Genomic DNA, 16,621 nt, shown 5'->3' with positions numbered 1-16,621 from the left:
CAACTCACGCGGGCACCGCCACGCCGAGGTGCTGGCGGACCAGGTCGGTGAGGCGGGTGTCGTCGAGCGCCCCGCTGGCGTCGACGTGCCGGATGCGGCCGTCGGCGTCGACGAGGACGGTCAACGGGATGGCGTTGCGGCCCAACGCCCGTTGCAGCGCCTCACCCTGGTCGACCAGGGTCGGGAACCGGACCCCGAAGTCCTCGCCGATGGACTGCGCGCCGCCGCGGGTGTCCCGCGTGTTGACGCCGAGCACCGTCAACCGGCCGTCGGCCCGGTCGCTGAGGCGCTGGAACGCGGGCAGTTCCTTGCGGCAGGGTGCGCACCACGAGGCCCAGAGGTTGATCACCACGGGCCCCCGGACGTCCCGCAGCGCCACCGGCGCGCCGCCGGTGAAGCAGGTCAGCGTCAGCTCCGGCAGCGGCGTACCCCCGCCCGGGACGGCGGTCGCGGTGCCGGACGGCGCCGGAGCGGCGGTCAGCTCGGCGCAGTCCGCGAACGGGGAGGGCCGGTTCTGCGCCGCGCCGTCCCGCGTGGCGGGGGCGCCCTGCTCCGGGCCGGCGGTGCAGCCGGCGAGCAGCAGCACCGGGACCAGCAGGGCGGCCAGCCGCGTCCTCACGGCGCCTCCGCGACGACGGCCTGGACGGGGACCAGTTCCGGATCCACCCCGGCGGCCACCGCCAGGTCCCGGGCGCGGGGGCCCTTGAGCAGCTTCGCGGCCGCCGCCGGCTCGGTCGGCCCGGTGCCGTACGACGGGCAGAGCTTCGCGAGCGTGCACGCCCCGCAGGCGGGCTTGCGCGCATGGCAGACCCGCCGCCCGTGGAAGATCACCCGGTGCGACAGCATCGTCCAGTCCCGCTTCGGGAAGAGCGCCCCGATCGCGTGCTCGATCTTGACCGGGTCGGTCTCGGTGGTCAGCCGCCACCGGTGCACCAGCCGCTGGAAGTGGGTGTCGACGGTGATCCCCGGCACGCCGAACGCGTTGCCGAGGATGACGTTGGCCGTCTTGCGGCCGATTCCCGGCAGGGTCACCAGGTCGGCGAGCTTTCCCGGCACCCGCCCGTCGTGCCGCTCGACCAGCGCCTGGCCCAGCTTGATCAGCGAGTCGGTCTTGTTGCGGTAGAAGCCGGTGGGCCGGATCAGCTCCTCCATCTCGGCCCGGTCGGCGCCGGCGTAGTCGGCGGCGCGCGGGTAGCGGGCGAAGAGCTTCGGGGTGACCTCGTTGACCTTCTTGTCTGTGCACTGCGCGGAGAGGATCGTCGCGACGCTCAGCTCCAGCGCGTTGGAGTGGTTGAGCTCACAGTGCGCGTCGGGGTGGGTCTCGGTCAGCACCCGCCCGATCCGCCGGGCGCGGCGCGTCCGCCCGAGGTCGGTCTCGGTGAAGCTGGTGGTCACGCGGGAAAGCCTACGTCGCCGCCCCGACAGACGGTCGGGCCCACGCCCGCGCCCCGGCCGGTCAGCCCGCCGCGGGCGGGCTGATCTTCCCCGAGTCGTCGAGGACCGCCCCGGTCTCCGGGAAGTCCTTCCCGCTGACCTCCCGCACCAGGCCCAGACCGCGGTCGTCCGCGTCCATCCTCGGCAGACCCGCCGAGTTCATGTACGTCGCGGCGAACGACCCGCCGGCCCAGGTGCCGTCCGGCTTGAGCGACACCTTCAGCACCCCGCCCCAGCCCAGCCGGCCGCTGTTGTTGAGCGAGTTGCCGCCGCCGGCGAAGTTTCCCAGGCTGTACGCGATCAGCCGGCCCTGGTAGAACTCCATGCCGCGCAGGACGTGCGGGCCGTGGCCGACGATGAGGTCCGCGCCGGCGTCGATCATCGCCTTGCTGAACCGCACCGGGTCGCCCCGGTTCTCGCCCAGGTACATCTCGGTGCCCGGCTTCACCCGCGTCTTGTCGGCCCCCTCGGCGCCCATGTGCACCTGCACGACCACCAGATCCGCCCTGCCGGCCGCCTTGGTGATCACCCGCTTGGCCGCCGGGATGTCGGTCAGCGGGTTGGACCACGGGTACGACGAGAAGCCGACGACCGCCACCTTGACGCCCTTCACGTCGACCACGGTGATCTGGTCGGGCGCGCCGGTGTGCGCGAGCTCGTACTTCTCGAGCGCGGCCTGGGTGTTCTCGTAGCCCTTGGCGCCGTAGTCGTAACCGTGGTTGTTGGCCTGGTTGAGCAGGTCGAACCCGGCGTCGCGCAGGTGTGCCGCGTACTCCGGCGGGGCCCGGAACTGGTAGCAGCGGGTGGAGTTGGCCCCGCACTTGCCGGTGCCGGTGTCGACGGTGAGCGGCTCCTCCAGGTTGCCCATCACCAGGTCGGCGGCGAGCGCCTTCTCGACGTCGTCGAAGAAGCCCTTGCCGTTGTTCGCCGGCAACCGGTTCGGCGCGTTGGCCATGATGATGTCGCCGGTGGCGGAGAGGGAGATGGCCGCCTCGGCGGGCTGCGACGCACCACCGGAGGCGACCGGGGCACCGGTGCCGCCACCGCCGGCGCCGGGCTGCCAGACGGGCCCGGCTTGCGGGTCGGCGTCACCGCAGCCCGCCGCGAGCAGGGCGACGAGCAGCGCGCCGACCACCGGGAGGAGGCGGCGGCGGGGACGGGGCGACAGAGGGGCGGCAGCGTACATCGCCCGCGACCCTACCGGGCGGTGGACGCGCCGACATGACCCGATCGGGCAGATGTTCAGCCTGCGGGCCGGTGGGACCAGGGGACCACGGTGCCGGCGCCGCCGGTGCTGACGGCGGCGTGCACCGCCCGGGCCAGCGGCGCGCCCCAGGTGGAGCGGGGCCCGCCGTACGCCGCCTCCGGCCCGTCGACCGGGCAGAGGACCGTCACCGCGTCGGTGGGCGTGCCGGTGCCGGGTACGCCCAGCTCCGCGAGTGCCTGCGCCTTCGCCTCGGTGGCCGTCGCCACCGCGTTGACCAGGGCGGCGGGCCCGAGCCGCGCCGGCACGTACACCACGATGTTGACCGTGCCGACCCGCTGGACGGGGGTGGCGGTTGTGTTCGCCGTCACCCCGGGAGGCTCCGGTGCCGCCGCCCAGACCGGCATGCCCAGCCCGACCGTGGCCCAGACCCGCACGCCACTGTCCGTCCGGGCCACCACCTCCGCGACGTCCACGCCGGTCAGCAGGCCCACCCCGGGCCCGTCGAGGCCGAGCTGGTCGGCCAGCTCGGCCAGGTGGTCGGCCGGGTCCTCCCGGTCGTACGACATGGACACGGTGGCATTGACGACCCATTCCCGTACTCCCAGACCACCGCCGAGTGGCGCGGAGCTCACGGCCAGTAGCGGACGGTCGGCCCGCCACACCAGCAGCGGGGCGTCCCGCCCGTCCTCGTGGCGGGCGGTCAGGAACGGCTCGTTCAGCACGTGGCGACCCTACGACCTGCGGCGCCGGCCGGCGTACGCCCCTCGGGCGGGCGCGGGATCCTAGCGGGTGATCACGACAGTCGAGTTACGTCCAAGGATCAAGATTCCAGGGGTGCGCCCTGGATACCTGCTCACGTGCGCCTAGACTTGGCGGCGCGCGAGGGAGAAGCGTACGGCGGACCCGGCCGACGGACGGCACGCGCAGGCGGAGGTGCGCGATGGACGAGGTACTGGCCCGCAGCGGGATCTTCCAGGGCGTCGACCCGGAGGCTGCCGAGGCGCTCGCCAAGGAGATGGAGACGCTCGAGGTCCGGAAGGGCGAGGTCGTCTTCAACGAGGGCGAGCCCGGCGACAGCCTGTACATCCTGCTGTCCGGCAAGATCAAGGTCGGCCGCCGGGCGGCGGACGGCCGGCAGAACCTGATCGCGGTCATGGGACCGTCGGACATGGTCGGCGAGCTGTCGCTCTTCGACCCCGGCCCGCGTACGGCGACCGCCACCGCGGTGACCGACACCCGCCTGGTGCGGCTGCGCAAGCAGGCGCTGCGCCCCTGGCTCAACAACCGGCCGGAGATCGCCGAGCAGCTGCTGCGGGTGCTCGCCCGCCGCCTGCGCCGGACGAACGACTCGCTGGCCGACCTGATCTTCACCGACGTCCCGGGCCGGGTCGCGAAGAACCTGCTCCAGATGGCCGGCCGGTTCGGCACCCGCGACGGCGGCGTGCTGCGGGTGACCCACGACCTGACCCAGGAGGAGATCGCCCAGCTCGTCGGCGCCTCCCGCGAGACGGTCAACAAGGCGCTCGCCGACTTCGCCTCGCGCGGCTGGCTGCGCCTGGACGGCAAGAGCATCATCATCCTCGACCCGGAGCGCCTGGCCCGCCGCGCCCGCGTCTGATCGGGAACATCTGACGAACGGCCCGGACCGCCCCGCGCGGTCCGGGCCGTTCGCGTCCGCCGGCCCGTCCGTCTCACCTCCCGGGGGAGGTTCCGGCGGGCCCGACCCGCCCGAAGGCTTGATCAACTCGGGATCATGGAACTCGGGGTGTCGCAGCGCCGGTGACTGCCCGACTTCAGGGAAATCGAGTGGATCAAACCGCGCGGGTGCGGACAGCGTTCTGCCTAAGGCAGAAGTCCTGGACATGCCGCCTCCGGCCGGTCACGGTGGATCGATGCCGGACCGGGTCGCCGTCCTCTCCGACATCCACGGTGTGCTGCCGGCACTGGAGGCCGTACTGGCCGAGCCGGACGTCGCCGCCGCCGACCTGATCGTGGTCACCGGTGACATCGCCGCCGGCCCGCAGCCGGTGGAGGTGCTGGACCGGCTCGCGGGGCTCGGCGAGCGGGTGTGCTGGGTACGCGGCAACGCCGACCGCGAACTGGTCGAGGCCCGGGCCGGCCGGCCGTCACCGATCGGCGTCTCCAACTGGGCGGCCACGCAGCTCCGCGACGACCAGGTGGGCCGCCTGGCGGCGCTGCCGCTGACCGTCACCCTGGAGGTCGCCGGGCTGGGCCCGGTGCTCTTCTGCCACGCCACCCCACGGGACGACGAGGAGGTCGTCCTGGTCGACTCCCGGCTGGAGCGCTGGGCGGAGGTGTTCGCGGAGGTGCCGGCGGAGGTCGGCACGGTGGTCTGCGGGCACACCCACATGCCGTTCACCCGGCTGGTCGACCGCCGGTTCGTCGTCAACCCGGGCAGCGTCGGCATGCCGTACGGCGGTCCCGGCGCATTCTGGGCGCTGCTCGGCCCGGGCGTGCAGCTCCGGCGCACCCTCGTCGACGTGGACGCCGCGTGCGCGCGGATCGCGGCCGAGTCGACGTACCCCGACGCCGCCGCCTTCGCCGACGAGTACGTGCGCTCCCGCCACAGCGACACCGACGCCCTGACCGTCTTCGCTCCCCGCGACGGTCGCTGAAGCGCCCGCCAGCGGTGTACCGGGCAAGCCCATGATCGTCTGCTGATCAGCAGGACCGGACGGGCGCCCGGGCCCAGCTCACCATCAAACGATCATGGAGGGAGATCGCCACCGCCGCATGGTGGTTGCGCCGGCACGGCTGTTGGCCCGTCAGAAAAAGTCAGGCTTGACTGTTTGTTTCGGCGGCGGCACGCTGTTCCCGTGCCGACATCGACCCGCGTCCCTCAGCAGGAACGCAGCCGCGCCACCCAGGCCCGGTTGCTGGAGGCGACCGTGGACTGCCTGGTCGAGCACGGCTGGTCGGGCACCACCACGACTCTCGTGGCGACCCGGGCGGGCGTGTCGCGCGGCGCCCAGCTGCACCACTACCCGACCAAGGCGGCGCTGGTCACCGCCGCCGTCGCGCACCTCGCCGACCGGCGGGCAAAGGAGCTGCGCGTCGAGGCGGAGGCCCTGCCGGCCGGCCCGCAGCGGCTCGACCGGGTGGTCGACCTGCTCGCCGCCGCCTTCACCGGCCCGCTCTTCGTGGCCGCCCTGGAGCTGTGGGTGGCTGCCCGCACCGACCGGGAGCTGCGGGAGGCGCTGGTGCCGCTGGAGGCGCGGGTCGGCCGGGAGATGCACCGACTGACCGTCGCCCTGCTCGAGGTCGACGAGCGCCGCCCCGGCGTACGGGAGGCGGTGCAGGCGACCCTCGACCTGCTCCGCGGCCTGGGCGTCGCCAACCTGCTCAACGACGACTCCGCCCGCCGCACCGCGCTCCTCGCCACCTGGAAACGACAGCTCACCCACCTGCTCGCCCTCTGACCCCAAGGCAACGGCGCCCCTCTCCCGCCGAGCCGCATCCGACCCCACCCCGCACCGATCACCGCCGACACCCCCGGAGGGCACCATGGTCAACCTCACGGACCTGCTGACGGACCTGGCCGCCGAGTCAGCTGACGTGGACTCCCTCGTCGCCCCGCTGTCCGCCGGCGACTGGGCCAGCCCGACGCCCGCGCCGGGCTGGACGATCGGCCACCAGATCGCACACCTGGCCTGGACGGATCACGTCGCCCTGCTCGCCGCGACGGATGTCGACGCGTTCTTCGCCTCGGTCACCACGGCACCGGACCCGGCCCGGCTGGTCGACGTCGGCGCCGAGGAGTTCCTCGCGCCGCCGGACGAGCTGCTGCCCCGCTGGCGGGCCGGCCGGGCGGCGCTCGCCGCCGCGCTCGCCGCCGCACCACCCGGCGAGAAGCTGCCCTGGTACGGCACCGGGATGTCCCCCGCGTCGATGGTCACCGCGCGGATCATGGAGACCTGGGCGCACGGCGAGGACGTGGCCGACGCGCTCGGCGTCACCCGGCCCGCCACGGCGCGACTGCGGCACGTCGCGTACCTCGGCTTCCGTACGCTGCGGCACTCCTTCGCCGCCCACGGCCACGAGGTGCCGACGGCGCCGGTGCGCGTCGAGCTGGCCGCGCCCGACGGCGCGACCTGGTCGTACGGCCCGGAGGACGCGGCCGACCGGGTCACCGGGCCGGCGCGGGACTTCTGTCTGCTGGTCACCCAGCGCCGGCACCGCGCCGACCTCGCCCTGACGGCCACCGGGCCGGTGGCCGACGCGTGGCTCGACGTCGCCCAGGCGTTCGCCGGCCCGCCCGGCGCCGGCCGCGAGCCACTGTCCACGAGGGACACCACTGTCTCCGAGGTGACGGCGTGAGCGGCTTGTCGAGCGCACCAGGCCGGCGTCTCGCGCGGTCGCCGGGCGGAGCGGGGTGACGGGGTGAGCGACGTCCTGCGGATCGGCAACGCCTCCGGCTTCTACGGCGACCGGTTCTCCGCCTGGCGGGAGATGCTCGACGGCGGTGAGTTGGACGTGCTCACCGGTGACTACCTGGCCGAGCTGACCATGCTCATCCTCGGCCGGGACCGGATGCGCGACCCCGACCTCGGCTACGCGAAGACCTTCCTCCGTCAACTTGAGGGCACGCTGGGCACCGCGCTGGACCGGGGCGTCCGGATCGTCACCAACGCCGGTGGGCTCAACCCCGCCGGTCTGGCCGCCGCCGTCCGGTCGCTCGCCGCGCGGCTCGGGCTGGACGTCAAGGTCGGGTACGTCGAGGGCGACGCCCTCGTCCGGCCGGACGCGCTGACCGCGAACGCGTACCTCGGGGCGTTCGGGATCGCCGCCGCCCTCGACGGCGGAGCGGACGTCGTGGTCACCGGGCGGGTCACCGACGCGTCCCTGGTGGTCGGGCCGGCCGTCGCCCGGTTCGGTTGGGGGCGGGACGACCTGGACGCGCTCGCCGGCGCGACCGTCGCCGGGCACCTCCTCGAATGCGGGGCGCAGGTGACCGGGGGCAACTTCAGCTTCTTCACCGAACTGCCCGACGGCGGGCACCGGCCCGGCTTCCCCCTCGCCGAGTTGCGCGCCGACGGCTCGTCGGTCGTCACCAAGCACCCGGGCACCGGCGGGGCGGTCACCGTCGAGACGGTCACCGCCCAACTGTTGTACGAGGTGGGCGGCCCGGCGTACCTCGGGCCGGACGTGGTGACCCGCCTGGACACCGTGGGCCTCACGCAGGACGGGCCGGACCGGGTGCGGGTGTCCGGCGTCCGGGGCACACCGCCGCCGGGCACGCTCAAGGTGGGCGTCAACAACCTCGGCGGGTTCCGCAACTCGATGACGTTCGTGCTGTGCGGGCTGGACATTCCCGCGAAGGCGGCCCTGGTGCGCGGTCAGATCGAGGAGGCGGTCGGCAAGGAGGGGCTGGAGTTCGTCCTCGCCCGCACCGATCACGCCGACGCCCACGACACCGAGGCGGCGAGCGCGCTGCTGCACGTACACCTGCGGGACGGCGACAAGGCGCGGGCCGGGCGGGCCTTCTCGGCGGCGGCGGTGGAGCTGGCCCTGGCCTCCTACCCGGGCTGCACGCTGATGACGCTGCCCGGCGACGCGACCCCGTACGGGGTCTTCACCGCCGACACCGTGCCGCAGGACGCGGTGGATCACGTGGCCGTCCTCCCCGACGGCACCCGCCTGCCGATCCCCCCACCGCCGGTAACCGGTTTGGAAGGGCCCCTTGTACAACACCAGGCGTTAACAGGGGGCCCTTCCTTGCATCCCACCCGGCGCGGCCCGCTGGGGGAGCTGGTGGGGGCGCGGTCGGGGGACAAGGGGGGTGACGCGAACCTGGGTGTCTGGGCGCGGACCGACGCGACCTGGGCCTGGCTGCGCGGCTGGCTGACCGTCGAGCGGCTGGCCGAGCTGCTACCGGAGACCGCCCCGCTGACCGTCGAGCGGTACGAGCTGCCGAACCTGCGGGCGGTCAACTTCGTCATCCGGGGCCTGCTGGGGCAGGGGGTGGCCGCTTCGACCCGCTTCGACCCGCAGGCCAAGGCGCTCGGCGAACTGCTCCGCTCCCGCGTCGTCGACCTGCCGGCGCTTGGGGAGGCGACGTCATGACCACTGTGGACACTCCCGAACGCCGGCAGCTCCGCGAGCTGACCAGGACTTTTGTGACGAGGGAGGTGCTGCCGCACCTCGACGACTGGGAGCGGGCCGGCGAGGTCCCGCGCGACCTGCACGCCACCGCCGCGAAGCTCGGCCTGCTCGGCATCGGCTTCCCCGAACAGTGCGGCGGCAGCGGCGGCGACCTGCTCGACTCCATCACCGTCACCGAGGAGATCATTCGGTCGGGCGGCTCGTCGGGCCTGATCGCGGCGCTGTTCACGCACGGCATCGCGCTGCCGCACATCGTCGCGGCCGGGAGCGGTGACCTCGTCGACCGGTACGTCCGCCCGACCCTCGCCGGCACGATGATCGGCGCGCTCGCCGTCACCGAGCCGGACGGCGGCTCGGACGTCGCGAGCCTGCGCACCACCGCCCGCCGCGACGGCGACCACTACGTGGTGAACGGCGCGAAGACGTACATCACCAGCGGGCACCGCGCCGACTTCGTGACCACCGCGGTCCGCACCGGCGGGCCGGGCGCGGGCGGCATCTCGCTGCTGGTGATCGAGAAGGGTACGCCCGGATTCACCGTCGGGCGGCGGCTGGAGAAGCTCGGCTGGCACTGCTCGGACACCGCCGAGCTGTCCTTCACCGACGTCCGGGTGCCGGTGACGAACCTGGTCGGCGCCGAGAACACCGGCTTCCTCGCGATCATGCGGAACTTCGCCTCCGAGCGGATCTCCCTGGCCGTCCAGGCGTACGCGACCGCGCAGCGCTGCGTCGACCTGGCCACCCGGTGGTGCCGGGACCGGGAGACGTTCGGCCGCCCCCTCGCGAGCCGGCAGCTCGTCCGGCACCGGCTGGCCGAGATGCACACCCGCGCAGAGGCGGCCCGCGCGTACGTGCTCGCCGTCGCCGAACGGGTCGCCGCCGGGGAGCCCGCGATCAGCGAGGTGGCGATGGCGAAGAACGTCGCGGTGGCCGCCTGCGCCGAGGTGGTCGACGCCGCGCTGCAACTGCACGGCGGGTTCGGCTACCTGCGCGACGCCGAGGTGGAGCGGCACTACCGCGACCAGCGCATCCTCGGCATCGGCGGCGGCACCACCGAGATCATGAACGAGATCATCGCGAAGGGCATGGGCCTGTGACCACACTCGACACCGCGATCGACCCCGCCTCCCCGGCGGTCCTGGCCAACCGGGAAGCCCTGCTGGAACGCCTCGCCGAGCTGGACACCGCGCTCGATCGGGCCCGGGCCGGCGGCGGCGAGAAGTACGTGGCCCGCCACCACAAGCGCGGCAAGCTGCTCCCCCGGGAACGCATCGAGCTGCTGCTCGACCAGGACAGCCCGTTCCTGGAGCTGTCACCGGTGGCCGCGTACGGCACGGACTTCCCGGTCGGTGCCAGCGTGGTGACCGGCATCGGCGTGGTCGAGGGTGTCGAGTGCCTGATCATCGCCAACGACCCGACGGTACGCGGCGGCGCCGTCAACCCCTGGTCCCTCGCGAAGACCCGGCGGGCCGGCGAGATCGCCCTGGCCAACCGCCTGCCGATGGTCAACCTGGTCGAGTCGGCCGGCGCGGACCTGCCCACCCAGGCGGAGATCTTCATCCCCGGCGGGCGGGTGTTCCGCGACCTGACCCGGCTCTCCGCGGCGAAGATCCCCACGGTCAGCGTGGTCTTCGGCAACGCCACCGCCGGGGGCGCGTACGTGCCGGGCATGTCCGACCACGTGATCATGATCCGGGACCGGTCGCAGGTCTACCTGGCCGGGCCGCCGCTGGTGAAGATGGCGACCGGCGAGGACGCCGACGACGAGTCGCTCGGCGGCGCGGCGATGCACGCCTCGACGTCCGGCCTGGCCGACTACCTCGCCGAGGACGAGCGGGACGGCATCCGGCTGGCCCGGCAGTGCGTACGCCGGCTCAACTGGCGCAAGCACGGCCCACCGTCCCGCACGAGCCGCCCGCAACCGCCGAAGTACGACCCGGAGGACCTGCTCGGCATCGCCAGCGCCGACCTCAAGGTGCCGTTCGACCCCCGCGAAGTCCTTGCCAGGGTGTTGGACGGCAGCGAGTTCGACGAGTTCAAGCCGAGCTACGGCACCGCGCTGGTCACCGGCTGGGGCGAGCTGCACGGGTACCCGGTCGGCGTTCTCGCCAACGCCCGGGGCGTCCTGTTCAGCGCGGAGGCGCAGAAGGCGGCCCAGTTCATCCAGCTCGCCAACGCCGCCGACACGCCGCTGATCTTCCTGCAGAACACCACCGGCTACATGGTCGGCACCGAGTACGAGCAGCGCGGCATCATCAAGCACGGCGCCCTGATGATCAACGCGGTGTCGAACTCGACGGTGCCGCACCTGACGGTCAACCTCGGCGCCTCCTACGGCGCCGGCAACTACGGCATGTGCGGCCGGGCGTACGAGCCCCGGTTCCTGTTCACCTGGCCGAACGCCAAGTCGGCGGTGATGGGCCCGGCGCAGCTCGCGGGCGTGCTGTCCATCGTGGCGCGGCAGGCCGCCGCCGCGAAGGGCCGGGAGTACGACGAGGAGTCCGACGCCGCGATGCGGATGATGGTCGAGCAGCAGATCGAGTCCCAGTCCGGGGCGCTCTTCCTCTCCGGCCGGCTCTACGACGACGGCGTGATCGACCCCCGGGACACCCGTACCGTCCTCGGGCTCTGCCTGTCGGCGATCCACAACGGACCGGTGAAGGGCGCCGACGGCTTCGGCGTCTTCCGGATGTGACCCCGTGAGCGCGAGGAACGCAGCGGAGCGGAGTCCCGCAGTCGCGAACGAAAGGCAGGCTCAGCCTTCATGATCCAGAAGTTGCTCGTAGCCAACCGGGGCGAGATCGCCCGCCGGATCTTCGCCACCTGCCGCGCGCTCGGCGTGCAGACGGTCGCCGTGCACTCCGACGCCGACGCCGACGCGCCCTTCGTCGCCGAGGCCGACCAGGCCGTCCGCCTGCCCGGGAACACGCCCGCCGAGACGTACCTCCGGATCGACCTCATCCTCGACGCGGCCCGCAAGGCGGGCGCGGACGCCGTCCACCCGGGCTACGGCTTCCTCGCCGAGAACGCCGAGTTCGCCACGGCCGTCACCGACGCCGGCCTCACCTGGGTCGGGCCGCCCGCCAAGGCGATCGCCGCGATGGGCGACAAGATGGCCGCGAAGGCGCTGCTCGCCGAGGCCGGCGTACCCATGCTGCCCACCTGGACCGACGCCGACCAGGTCACCGCCTTCCCGGTGCTGGTGAAGGCGTCCGCCGGGGGCGGCGGGCGCGGCATGCGCGTGGTCCGCGACGCCGCCGGGCTCGCCGAGGCCGTCGCCAGCGCGCGCCGCGAGGCGGCCGCGGCGTTCGGCGACGGCACGGTCTTCATCGAGCGGTACGTCGAACGCGGCCGCCACGTCGAGGTGCAGATCTTCGGCGACGTGTACGGGACGGTGGCCGCCCTCGGCGTCCGCGAGTGCTCGATCCAGCGCCGCCACCAGAAGATCGTCGAGGAGGCACCGGGCGTGCTCCCGCCGCAGGTGCGGGAGCGGCTGCACCAGGCGGCGGTGGCCGCCGGCCGGGCGGTCGACTACGTCGGCGCCGGCACGGTCGAGTTCCTGCTCGCGCCCGACGGGGACATCTTCTTCCTGGAGATGAACACCCGCCTCCAGGTCGAGCACCCGGTCACCGAACTCACCACCGGCCTGGACCTGGTCCGGCTGCAACTGCTCGTCGCCGAGGGCGAGCCGCTGCCACTGTCCGCGACCCCGCCGCCGGCCGGCCATGCGATCGAGGTACGCCTTTGCGCCGAGGACCCCGCCCAGGGCTACCGGCCGGCAACCGGAACCCTGCACCGGTTCGCCCTGCCCGGCGTGGCCGCTGAGTTCGGGCCGCTGGCCGGGCCGGGCTTGCGGCTGGACTCCGGCGTGGTCGACGGCTCGGCGGTGAGCGTCCACTACGACTCGATGCTCGCCAAGGTGATCGCCTGGGCGCCCACCCGCGCCGAGGCGGCCCGCGTCCTGGCCGGCGCCCTCGCCCGGGCCGAGTTGCACGGCGTGGCCACCAACCGGGACCTGCTGGTCCGGGTCCTGCGCAGCCCGGAGTTCGCCGCCGTCGACGTCGACACCGGCTTCCTGGACCGGCACCCCGAGGTCTTCGAGCCCCTGCTGCCCGCCGACGAGGTCCCCCTGGTCGCGCTGGCGGCGGCCCTCGCCTCGGCGGCCGGTCGCCGGGCCTCGGCGTCGGTGCTGGCCGGGCTGCCGTCCGGCTGGCGCAACGTCCCCGCCTTCCCGCAGGTCACCCGCTTCACCGGCCCGGACGGGAGGGAAATCGAAGTCCGCTACCGGCTGGACCGCAGGGGAGCGCTCGCCGACTGGTCCACGAACCCGTCGAGCGACGCCAACGCCACCGTGTCCCTGGTCGAGGCCGCCCCGGAGCGCGTCGTGCTCGACGTGGACGGGGTGCGGCGGGCGTACCGCGTACACCGTCAGGGGTCGGAGGTCTTCGTGGACGGCCCGGACGGGGCGGCGAGCCTGGCCGAGCTGCCGCGCTTCCCCCTGCCCACCGCGGAGCTGGCCGCCGGGTCGCTGCTCGCGCCGCTGCCCGGTGCGGTGACCCGCGTGCACGTCGAGGTCGGCCAGCGGGTCGCCGCCGGTGACCTGCTGCTGACCCTGGAAGCGATGAAGCTGGAACACCCCGTGCTCGCCCCCACCGACGGCGTGGTCGCCGAACTGCCGGTCCCCGCCGGCGGCCAGGTCGACACCGGAGCCGTGCTGGCCGTGGTCAACCCCCTTGAGGAGGCTCAGTCATGAACTTCGACCTCACCCCCGAGCAGGATCAGCTCCGCGACGCCGTGCGGGCGCTGGGCAAGCGGTACGGCCACCGGTACTTCGTCGAGAAGGCCAAGGCCGGCGAGCACACCACCGAGCTGTGGAACGAGGCCGGCCGGCTGGGCTACCTGGGCGTGAACATCCCGACCGAGTACGGCGGCGGGGGCGGCGGCATCACCGAGCTGGCCATCGTCTGCGAGGAGCTGGCCGCGGCCGGCTGCCCGCTGCTGCTCCTCGTGGTCTCCCCCGCCATCGCCGCCACGGTCATCAACCGGCACGGCACCGACGAGCAGCGCAAGCGCCACCTGCCCGGCTTGGCGGACGGCTCCCAGAAGATCGTCTTCGCGATCACCGAACCGGAGGCCGGCTCGAACTTCCACCGCCTCGGCACGGTCGCCCGCCGCGACGGCGACGACTGGGTGCTCTCCGGCCGCAAGTGCTACATCTCCGGGGTCGACGACGCCGGACACGTGCTGGTCGTCGCCCGCGTCGCCGTCGGAGACGGCAGCGCCGGCTCAGCGGACGCGGCTCCGCAGAAGCTGAAGCCGGCGCTGTTCATCGTGCCGACCGACGCGGCCGGGCTGACCTGGTCCAAGCTGGACATGGAGATCCTGTCCCCGGAGAACCAGTTCCTGCTCTACCTGGACGACGTCCGCCTGCCCGGCGACGCCCTGGTCGGCGAGTCGGTGGAGGCCGGCCTGCCGGCGCTGTTCTCCGGGCTCAACCCGGAACGGATCACGGTCGCCGCGATGGGCGCCGGCACCGGCCGGTACGCGATCGAGCGCGCGTCGGAGTACACGGCGACGCGGGCGGTGTGGAATGGGCGGACGATCGGCTCGCACCAGGGCGTGTCGCACCCGTTGGCGCACGCGGCCGTGCAGGTGGAGCTGGCCCGCCTGATGATCCAGAAGGCGGCGGTGCTGTACGACGCCGGCCGCGACCTGGAGGCCGGCGTCGCCGGCAACATGGCGAAGTACGCGGCCGGGGAGGCGGCGGCTCTGGCCGTGGACACGGCCGTGCAGGCGCTCGGCGGGGCCGGCATGACCACGGAGTACGGGGTGGCGACGCTGCTCGGGGCGGTACGGGCGGGGCGGATCGCCCCGGTCAGCCGGGAGATGATCCTCAACTTCGTCGCCCAACACGTCCTCGGCCAGGACAAGTCGTACTGAGAGAGCCCTCAGCCGGGTCTCTGGGTCCAGCTCCGCACGGTTCATTAGCGGGCGGAGCTTGATCTCTTCATCCCGAACGCCGATACGGGACACCGATCGTTGTCGATCAATGCCCTCCTGCGCGGCATAGCGAGGCCGCCTCTGCTGTCTTGTGTCGTCTATCGGCGGCGCTGGTGGTCGTCTCGCTGCCTCGCCGCGCTGCGCTCACACGCTTTCGAGGTCTGCGACCACACGTTCGGACCGGTTCGACAGCGCACATGTCCAGCAGTTCGGCTGCCCGTCGGACCGTCATGGACGACCGTGTACGGCAGCGAATGAGACCACAGTTGAGACCACCCGCCCCAACGAACAGCGCGACTGTCGAGTCACGATGCGTGATCGGACGCCTGACGGTTGCACGACGCGCCCCTCTCCACGCACCTCACTCATGAGCCTCCCGAGGGGGTGGCAGGTTGGAGAATCAGGTGCCCGAGACGGTGAACGGCTCCACGGAACTCGTCATTGGCGATACGGGGGACGAGCCGACCGAGCCACGGCCCGAGGGCCGCGACGATACCGGCAAGCTCCTGGTGGTGATGAACGGGGCGCTGATCGGGGTGCCGTCCGCGTACGCGGTGTCGAACTCGCTGGCCGTCACTGCCGTCGCCGCCGTGTTGGCGGTCGTCATGGTCCTCGCGTGCTTGGCGCGCCGAGCCCGGTGATCCCCCGGGGCCTTCAAGTTTCTTGCCGAGCCGTTGCACGCTGAGCCCCCGCCCGGTACTCAACTAACGAAGGCCAGGTAGTTGGACATTGGCCGTCGTCACGCACGACGACCGATGTGCGCGCTACCTGGCGCGCAGCGAACCGGAAAGTCCGGGACGCATATGCACGCAGGAAGGGTGATTTATATGCGCAAAGCAGAGCAAAGGCTCTGGTTTGTCCAGAGAGAACGGAGGAATGAGACATGCCGTCACAGACCGAGATCCAGCTCGCCCAGGGGCAGTTGGCAGAGTTCGCCACGTACTACGAGGGCGACTACAAGCCCCTGGTCGGACTGCTGATCCGCTGGGGGGCGTCCCGGCACGAGGCCGAGGACGTCACCCAGGAGGCGATGCACGTCGCGCTCATGAACTGGCCGACCATCAAGTCCCCGAAGTCCTTCACCCGCACGGTCGCCCTCCGCATCCTGCACCGCGGCTGGCAGGTAGCCGAGCGGGAGGTCACTGCGGCGAGGCACGTGGCGCAGGACACCGCGGTGGAGTCTTTCGATGCCAACGAGGACCGGCCGGAGGTCATGAGCATGCTGCGGGCGCTGCCGGAGGCCCAGCGCGTGGTTTTCGTGCTGCACTGCGACGGCTACGGGCACACCGAGATTTCCGAGATCACCGGACAGCAGCGCGACACCGTGCGGTCGAATTTGCGGCACGCCCGTCAGAAGGTCCTCCGCATGCTGGACCCCGAGTCGACCCGGAAGGAGGCAACCCATGGACCATGACAAGGAGCACGAACTCGACCAGCTCATGGACCGCGCGTCCACGGCCGTACTGAGGTCCTTGGACGCCACGGTCGACGTCAAGCAGCGCCTGCGGGAGCTGTTCCGCCGGGCCGGCGTCGACCCTGAACGCGTGCCCGAGTCCGGGAACCGGTAAAAACGCCCAGGAGAGCAGGGCCCCGCTTGCGCGGGGCCCTGCTGACGTCGCCCGCGAAATCAACAGTCGGGTCTTGCCAGGTCCCCTGCCCTGACGGTTGGCAGCGGCTGTCCGCCTCAACTCCGTAGCTCACGGCGACCTGCTTTGGTCGGTTCTGCGGTTGCCGGCCTCTGCGTGGTCGACCATGCCGAACGAACGACAGCGCCTGAACAACCGCGGCCCTTCCGACGCCAACGGACCCGCCTCCCCGTTCGCAGCGCGGGTTGGCGGGTCCGTTATCGCTTGGCGA

At 72.8% G+C, this 16,621-nt stretch carries 16 protein-coding genes; 12 read left to right on the top strand and 4 right to left on the bottom strand.

Features of this window, described 5'->3' with window-relative positions:
• Positions 1-4 precede the first annotated feature (4 nt).
• The 4 genes from GKC29_RS06095 to GKC29_RS06080 form a co-directional block, all read right to left on the bottom strand.
• Positions 5-619: a TlpA disulfide reductase family protein gene (locus GKC29_RS06095; protein ID WP_155329880.1), complete on the bottom strand. Its 615-nt coding sequence runs from the start codon at positions 617-619 to the stop codon at positions 5-7.
• Positions 616-1,395 carry an endonuclease III gene (gene nth / locus GKC29_RS06090; protein ID WP_155329879.1) on the bottom strand — a complete coding sequence of 260 codons (780 nt, stop codon included), beginning with the start codon at positions 1,393-1,395 and terminating at the stop codon, positions 616-618. The genes GKC29_RS06095 and nth overlap by 4 nt, the downstream gene beginning before the upstream one ends.
• A 61-nt stretch (positions 1,396-1,456) precedes the next feature.
• A complete protein-coding gene (locus GKC29_RS06085) occupies positions 1,457-2,620 on the bottom strand; it encodes a CapA family protein (RefSeq protein ID WP_155329878.1) in 1,164 nt (387 codons plus the stop codon).
• 56 nt (positions 2,621-2,676) lie between these two features.
• A complete protein-coding gene (locus tag GKC29_RS06080; protein WP_155329877.1) occupies positions 2,677-3,363 on the bottom strand; it encodes an adenosylcobinamide amidohydrolase in 687 nt (228 codons plus the stop codon).
• Positions 3,364-3,581: 218 nt separating this feature from the next.
• On the opposite strand from GKC29_RS06080, the gene GKC29_RS06075 reads away from it, so the two are divergent.
• From GKC29_RS06075 to GKC29_RS06020, 12 genes are all read left to right on the top strand, one after another.
• Complete coding sequence (locus GKC29_RS06075; RefSeq protein ID WP_088981720.1) at positions 3,582-4,259, top strand: Crp/Fnr family transcriptional regulator; 678 nt, start codon at positions 3,582-3,584, stop codon at positions 4,257-4,259.
• A 274-nt stretch (positions 4,260-4,533) separates the two neighbouring features.
• Positions 4,534-5,277 (top strand): metallophosphoesterase, encoded by a 744-nt coding sequence (locus tag GKC29_RS06070; RefSeq protein WP_155329876.1) that lies wholly within the window; start codon positions 4,534-4,536, stop codon positions 5,275-5,277.
• Positions 5,278-5,478: 201 nt separating this feature from the next.
• A complete protein-coding gene (locus tag GKC29_RS06065; protein WP_155329875.1) occupies positions 5,479-6,081 on the top strand; it encodes a TetR/AcrR family transcriptional regulator in 603 nt (200 codons plus the stop codon).
• An 85-nt stretch (positions 6,082-6,166) separates the two neighbouring features.
• On the top strand, positions 6,167-6,979 hold the full coding sequence (locus GKC29_RS06060) for a TIGR03084 family metal-binding protein (protein ID WP_155329874.1): 813 nt from the start codon (positions 6,167-6,169) through the stop codon (positions 6,977-6,979).
• Positions 6,980-7,042: 63 nt separating this feature from the next.
• Complete coding sequence (locus tag GKC29_RS06055; protein ID WP_155329873.1) at positions 7,043-8,725, top strand: acyclic terpene utilization AtuA family protein; 1,683 nt, start codon at positions 7,043-7,045, stop codon at positions 8,723-8,725.
• Positions 8,722-9,861 (top strand): acyl-CoA dehydrogenase family protein, encoded by a 1,140-nt coding sequence (locus GKC29_RS06050; protein ID WP_155329872.1) that lies wholly within the window; start codon positions 8,722-8,724, stop codon positions 9,859-9,861. Before GKC29_RS06055 ends, GKC29_RS06050 begins: the two co-directional genes overlap by 4 nt.
• Positions 9,858-11,459, top strand: a complete 1,602-nt coding sequence (locus GKC29_RS06045; RefSeq protein WP_155329871.1) for an acyl-CoA carboxylase subunit beta — start codon at positions 9,858-9,860, stop codon at positions 11,457-11,459. The genes GKC29_RS06050 and GKC29_RS06045 overlap by 4 nt, the downstream gene beginning before the upstream one ends.
• A 69-nt stretch (positions 11,460-11,528) precedes the next feature.
• Complete coding sequence (locus tag GKC29_RS06040) at positions 11,529-13,517, top strand: biotin carboxylase N-terminal domain-containing protein (protein ID WP_155329870.1); 1,989 nt, start codon at positions 11,529-11,531, stop codon at positions 13,515-13,517.
• Positions 13,514-14,704: an acyl-CoA dehydrogenase family protein gene (locus tag GKC29_RS06035; protein WP_155329869.1), complete on the top strand. Its 1,191-nt coding sequence runs from the start codon at positions 13,514-13,516 to the stop codon at positions 14,702-14,704. The genes GKC29_RS06040 and GKC29_RS06035 overlap by 4 nt, the downstream gene beginning before the upstream one ends.
• Positions 14,705-15,168: 464 nt before the next feature.
• Entirely contained in the window at positions 15,169-15,405 is a 237-nt protein-coding gene (locus tag GKC29_RS06030; RefSeq protein ID WP_155329868.1) for a hypothetical protein, read from the top strand.
• A 242-nt stretch (positions 15,406-15,647) separates the two neighbouring features.
• A complete protein-coding gene (locus GKC29_RS06025; RefSeq protein ID WP_155329867.1) occupies positions 15,648-16,178 on the top strand; it encodes an RNA polymerase sigma factor in 531 nt (176 codons plus the stop codon).
• Complete coding sequence (locus tag GKC29_RS06020) at positions 16,168-16,332, top strand: hypothetical protein (protein WP_155329866.1); 165 nt, start codon at positions 16,168-16,170, stop codon at positions 16,330-16,332. Before GKC29_RS06025 ends, GKC29_RS06020 begins: the two co-directional genes overlap by 11 nt.
• The last annotated feature ends 289 nt before the right edge of the window (positions 16,333-16,621 follow it).

This window comes from Micromonospora sp. WMMC415 (assembly GCF_009707425.1).
Lineage (GTDB): Bacteria > Actinomycetota > Actinomycetes > Mycobacteriales > Micromonosporaceae > Micromonospora.
The sequence above is the reverse complement of the archived record's forward strand: the minus strand, read 5'-3'. Positions and strand labels throughout refer to the sequence as shown.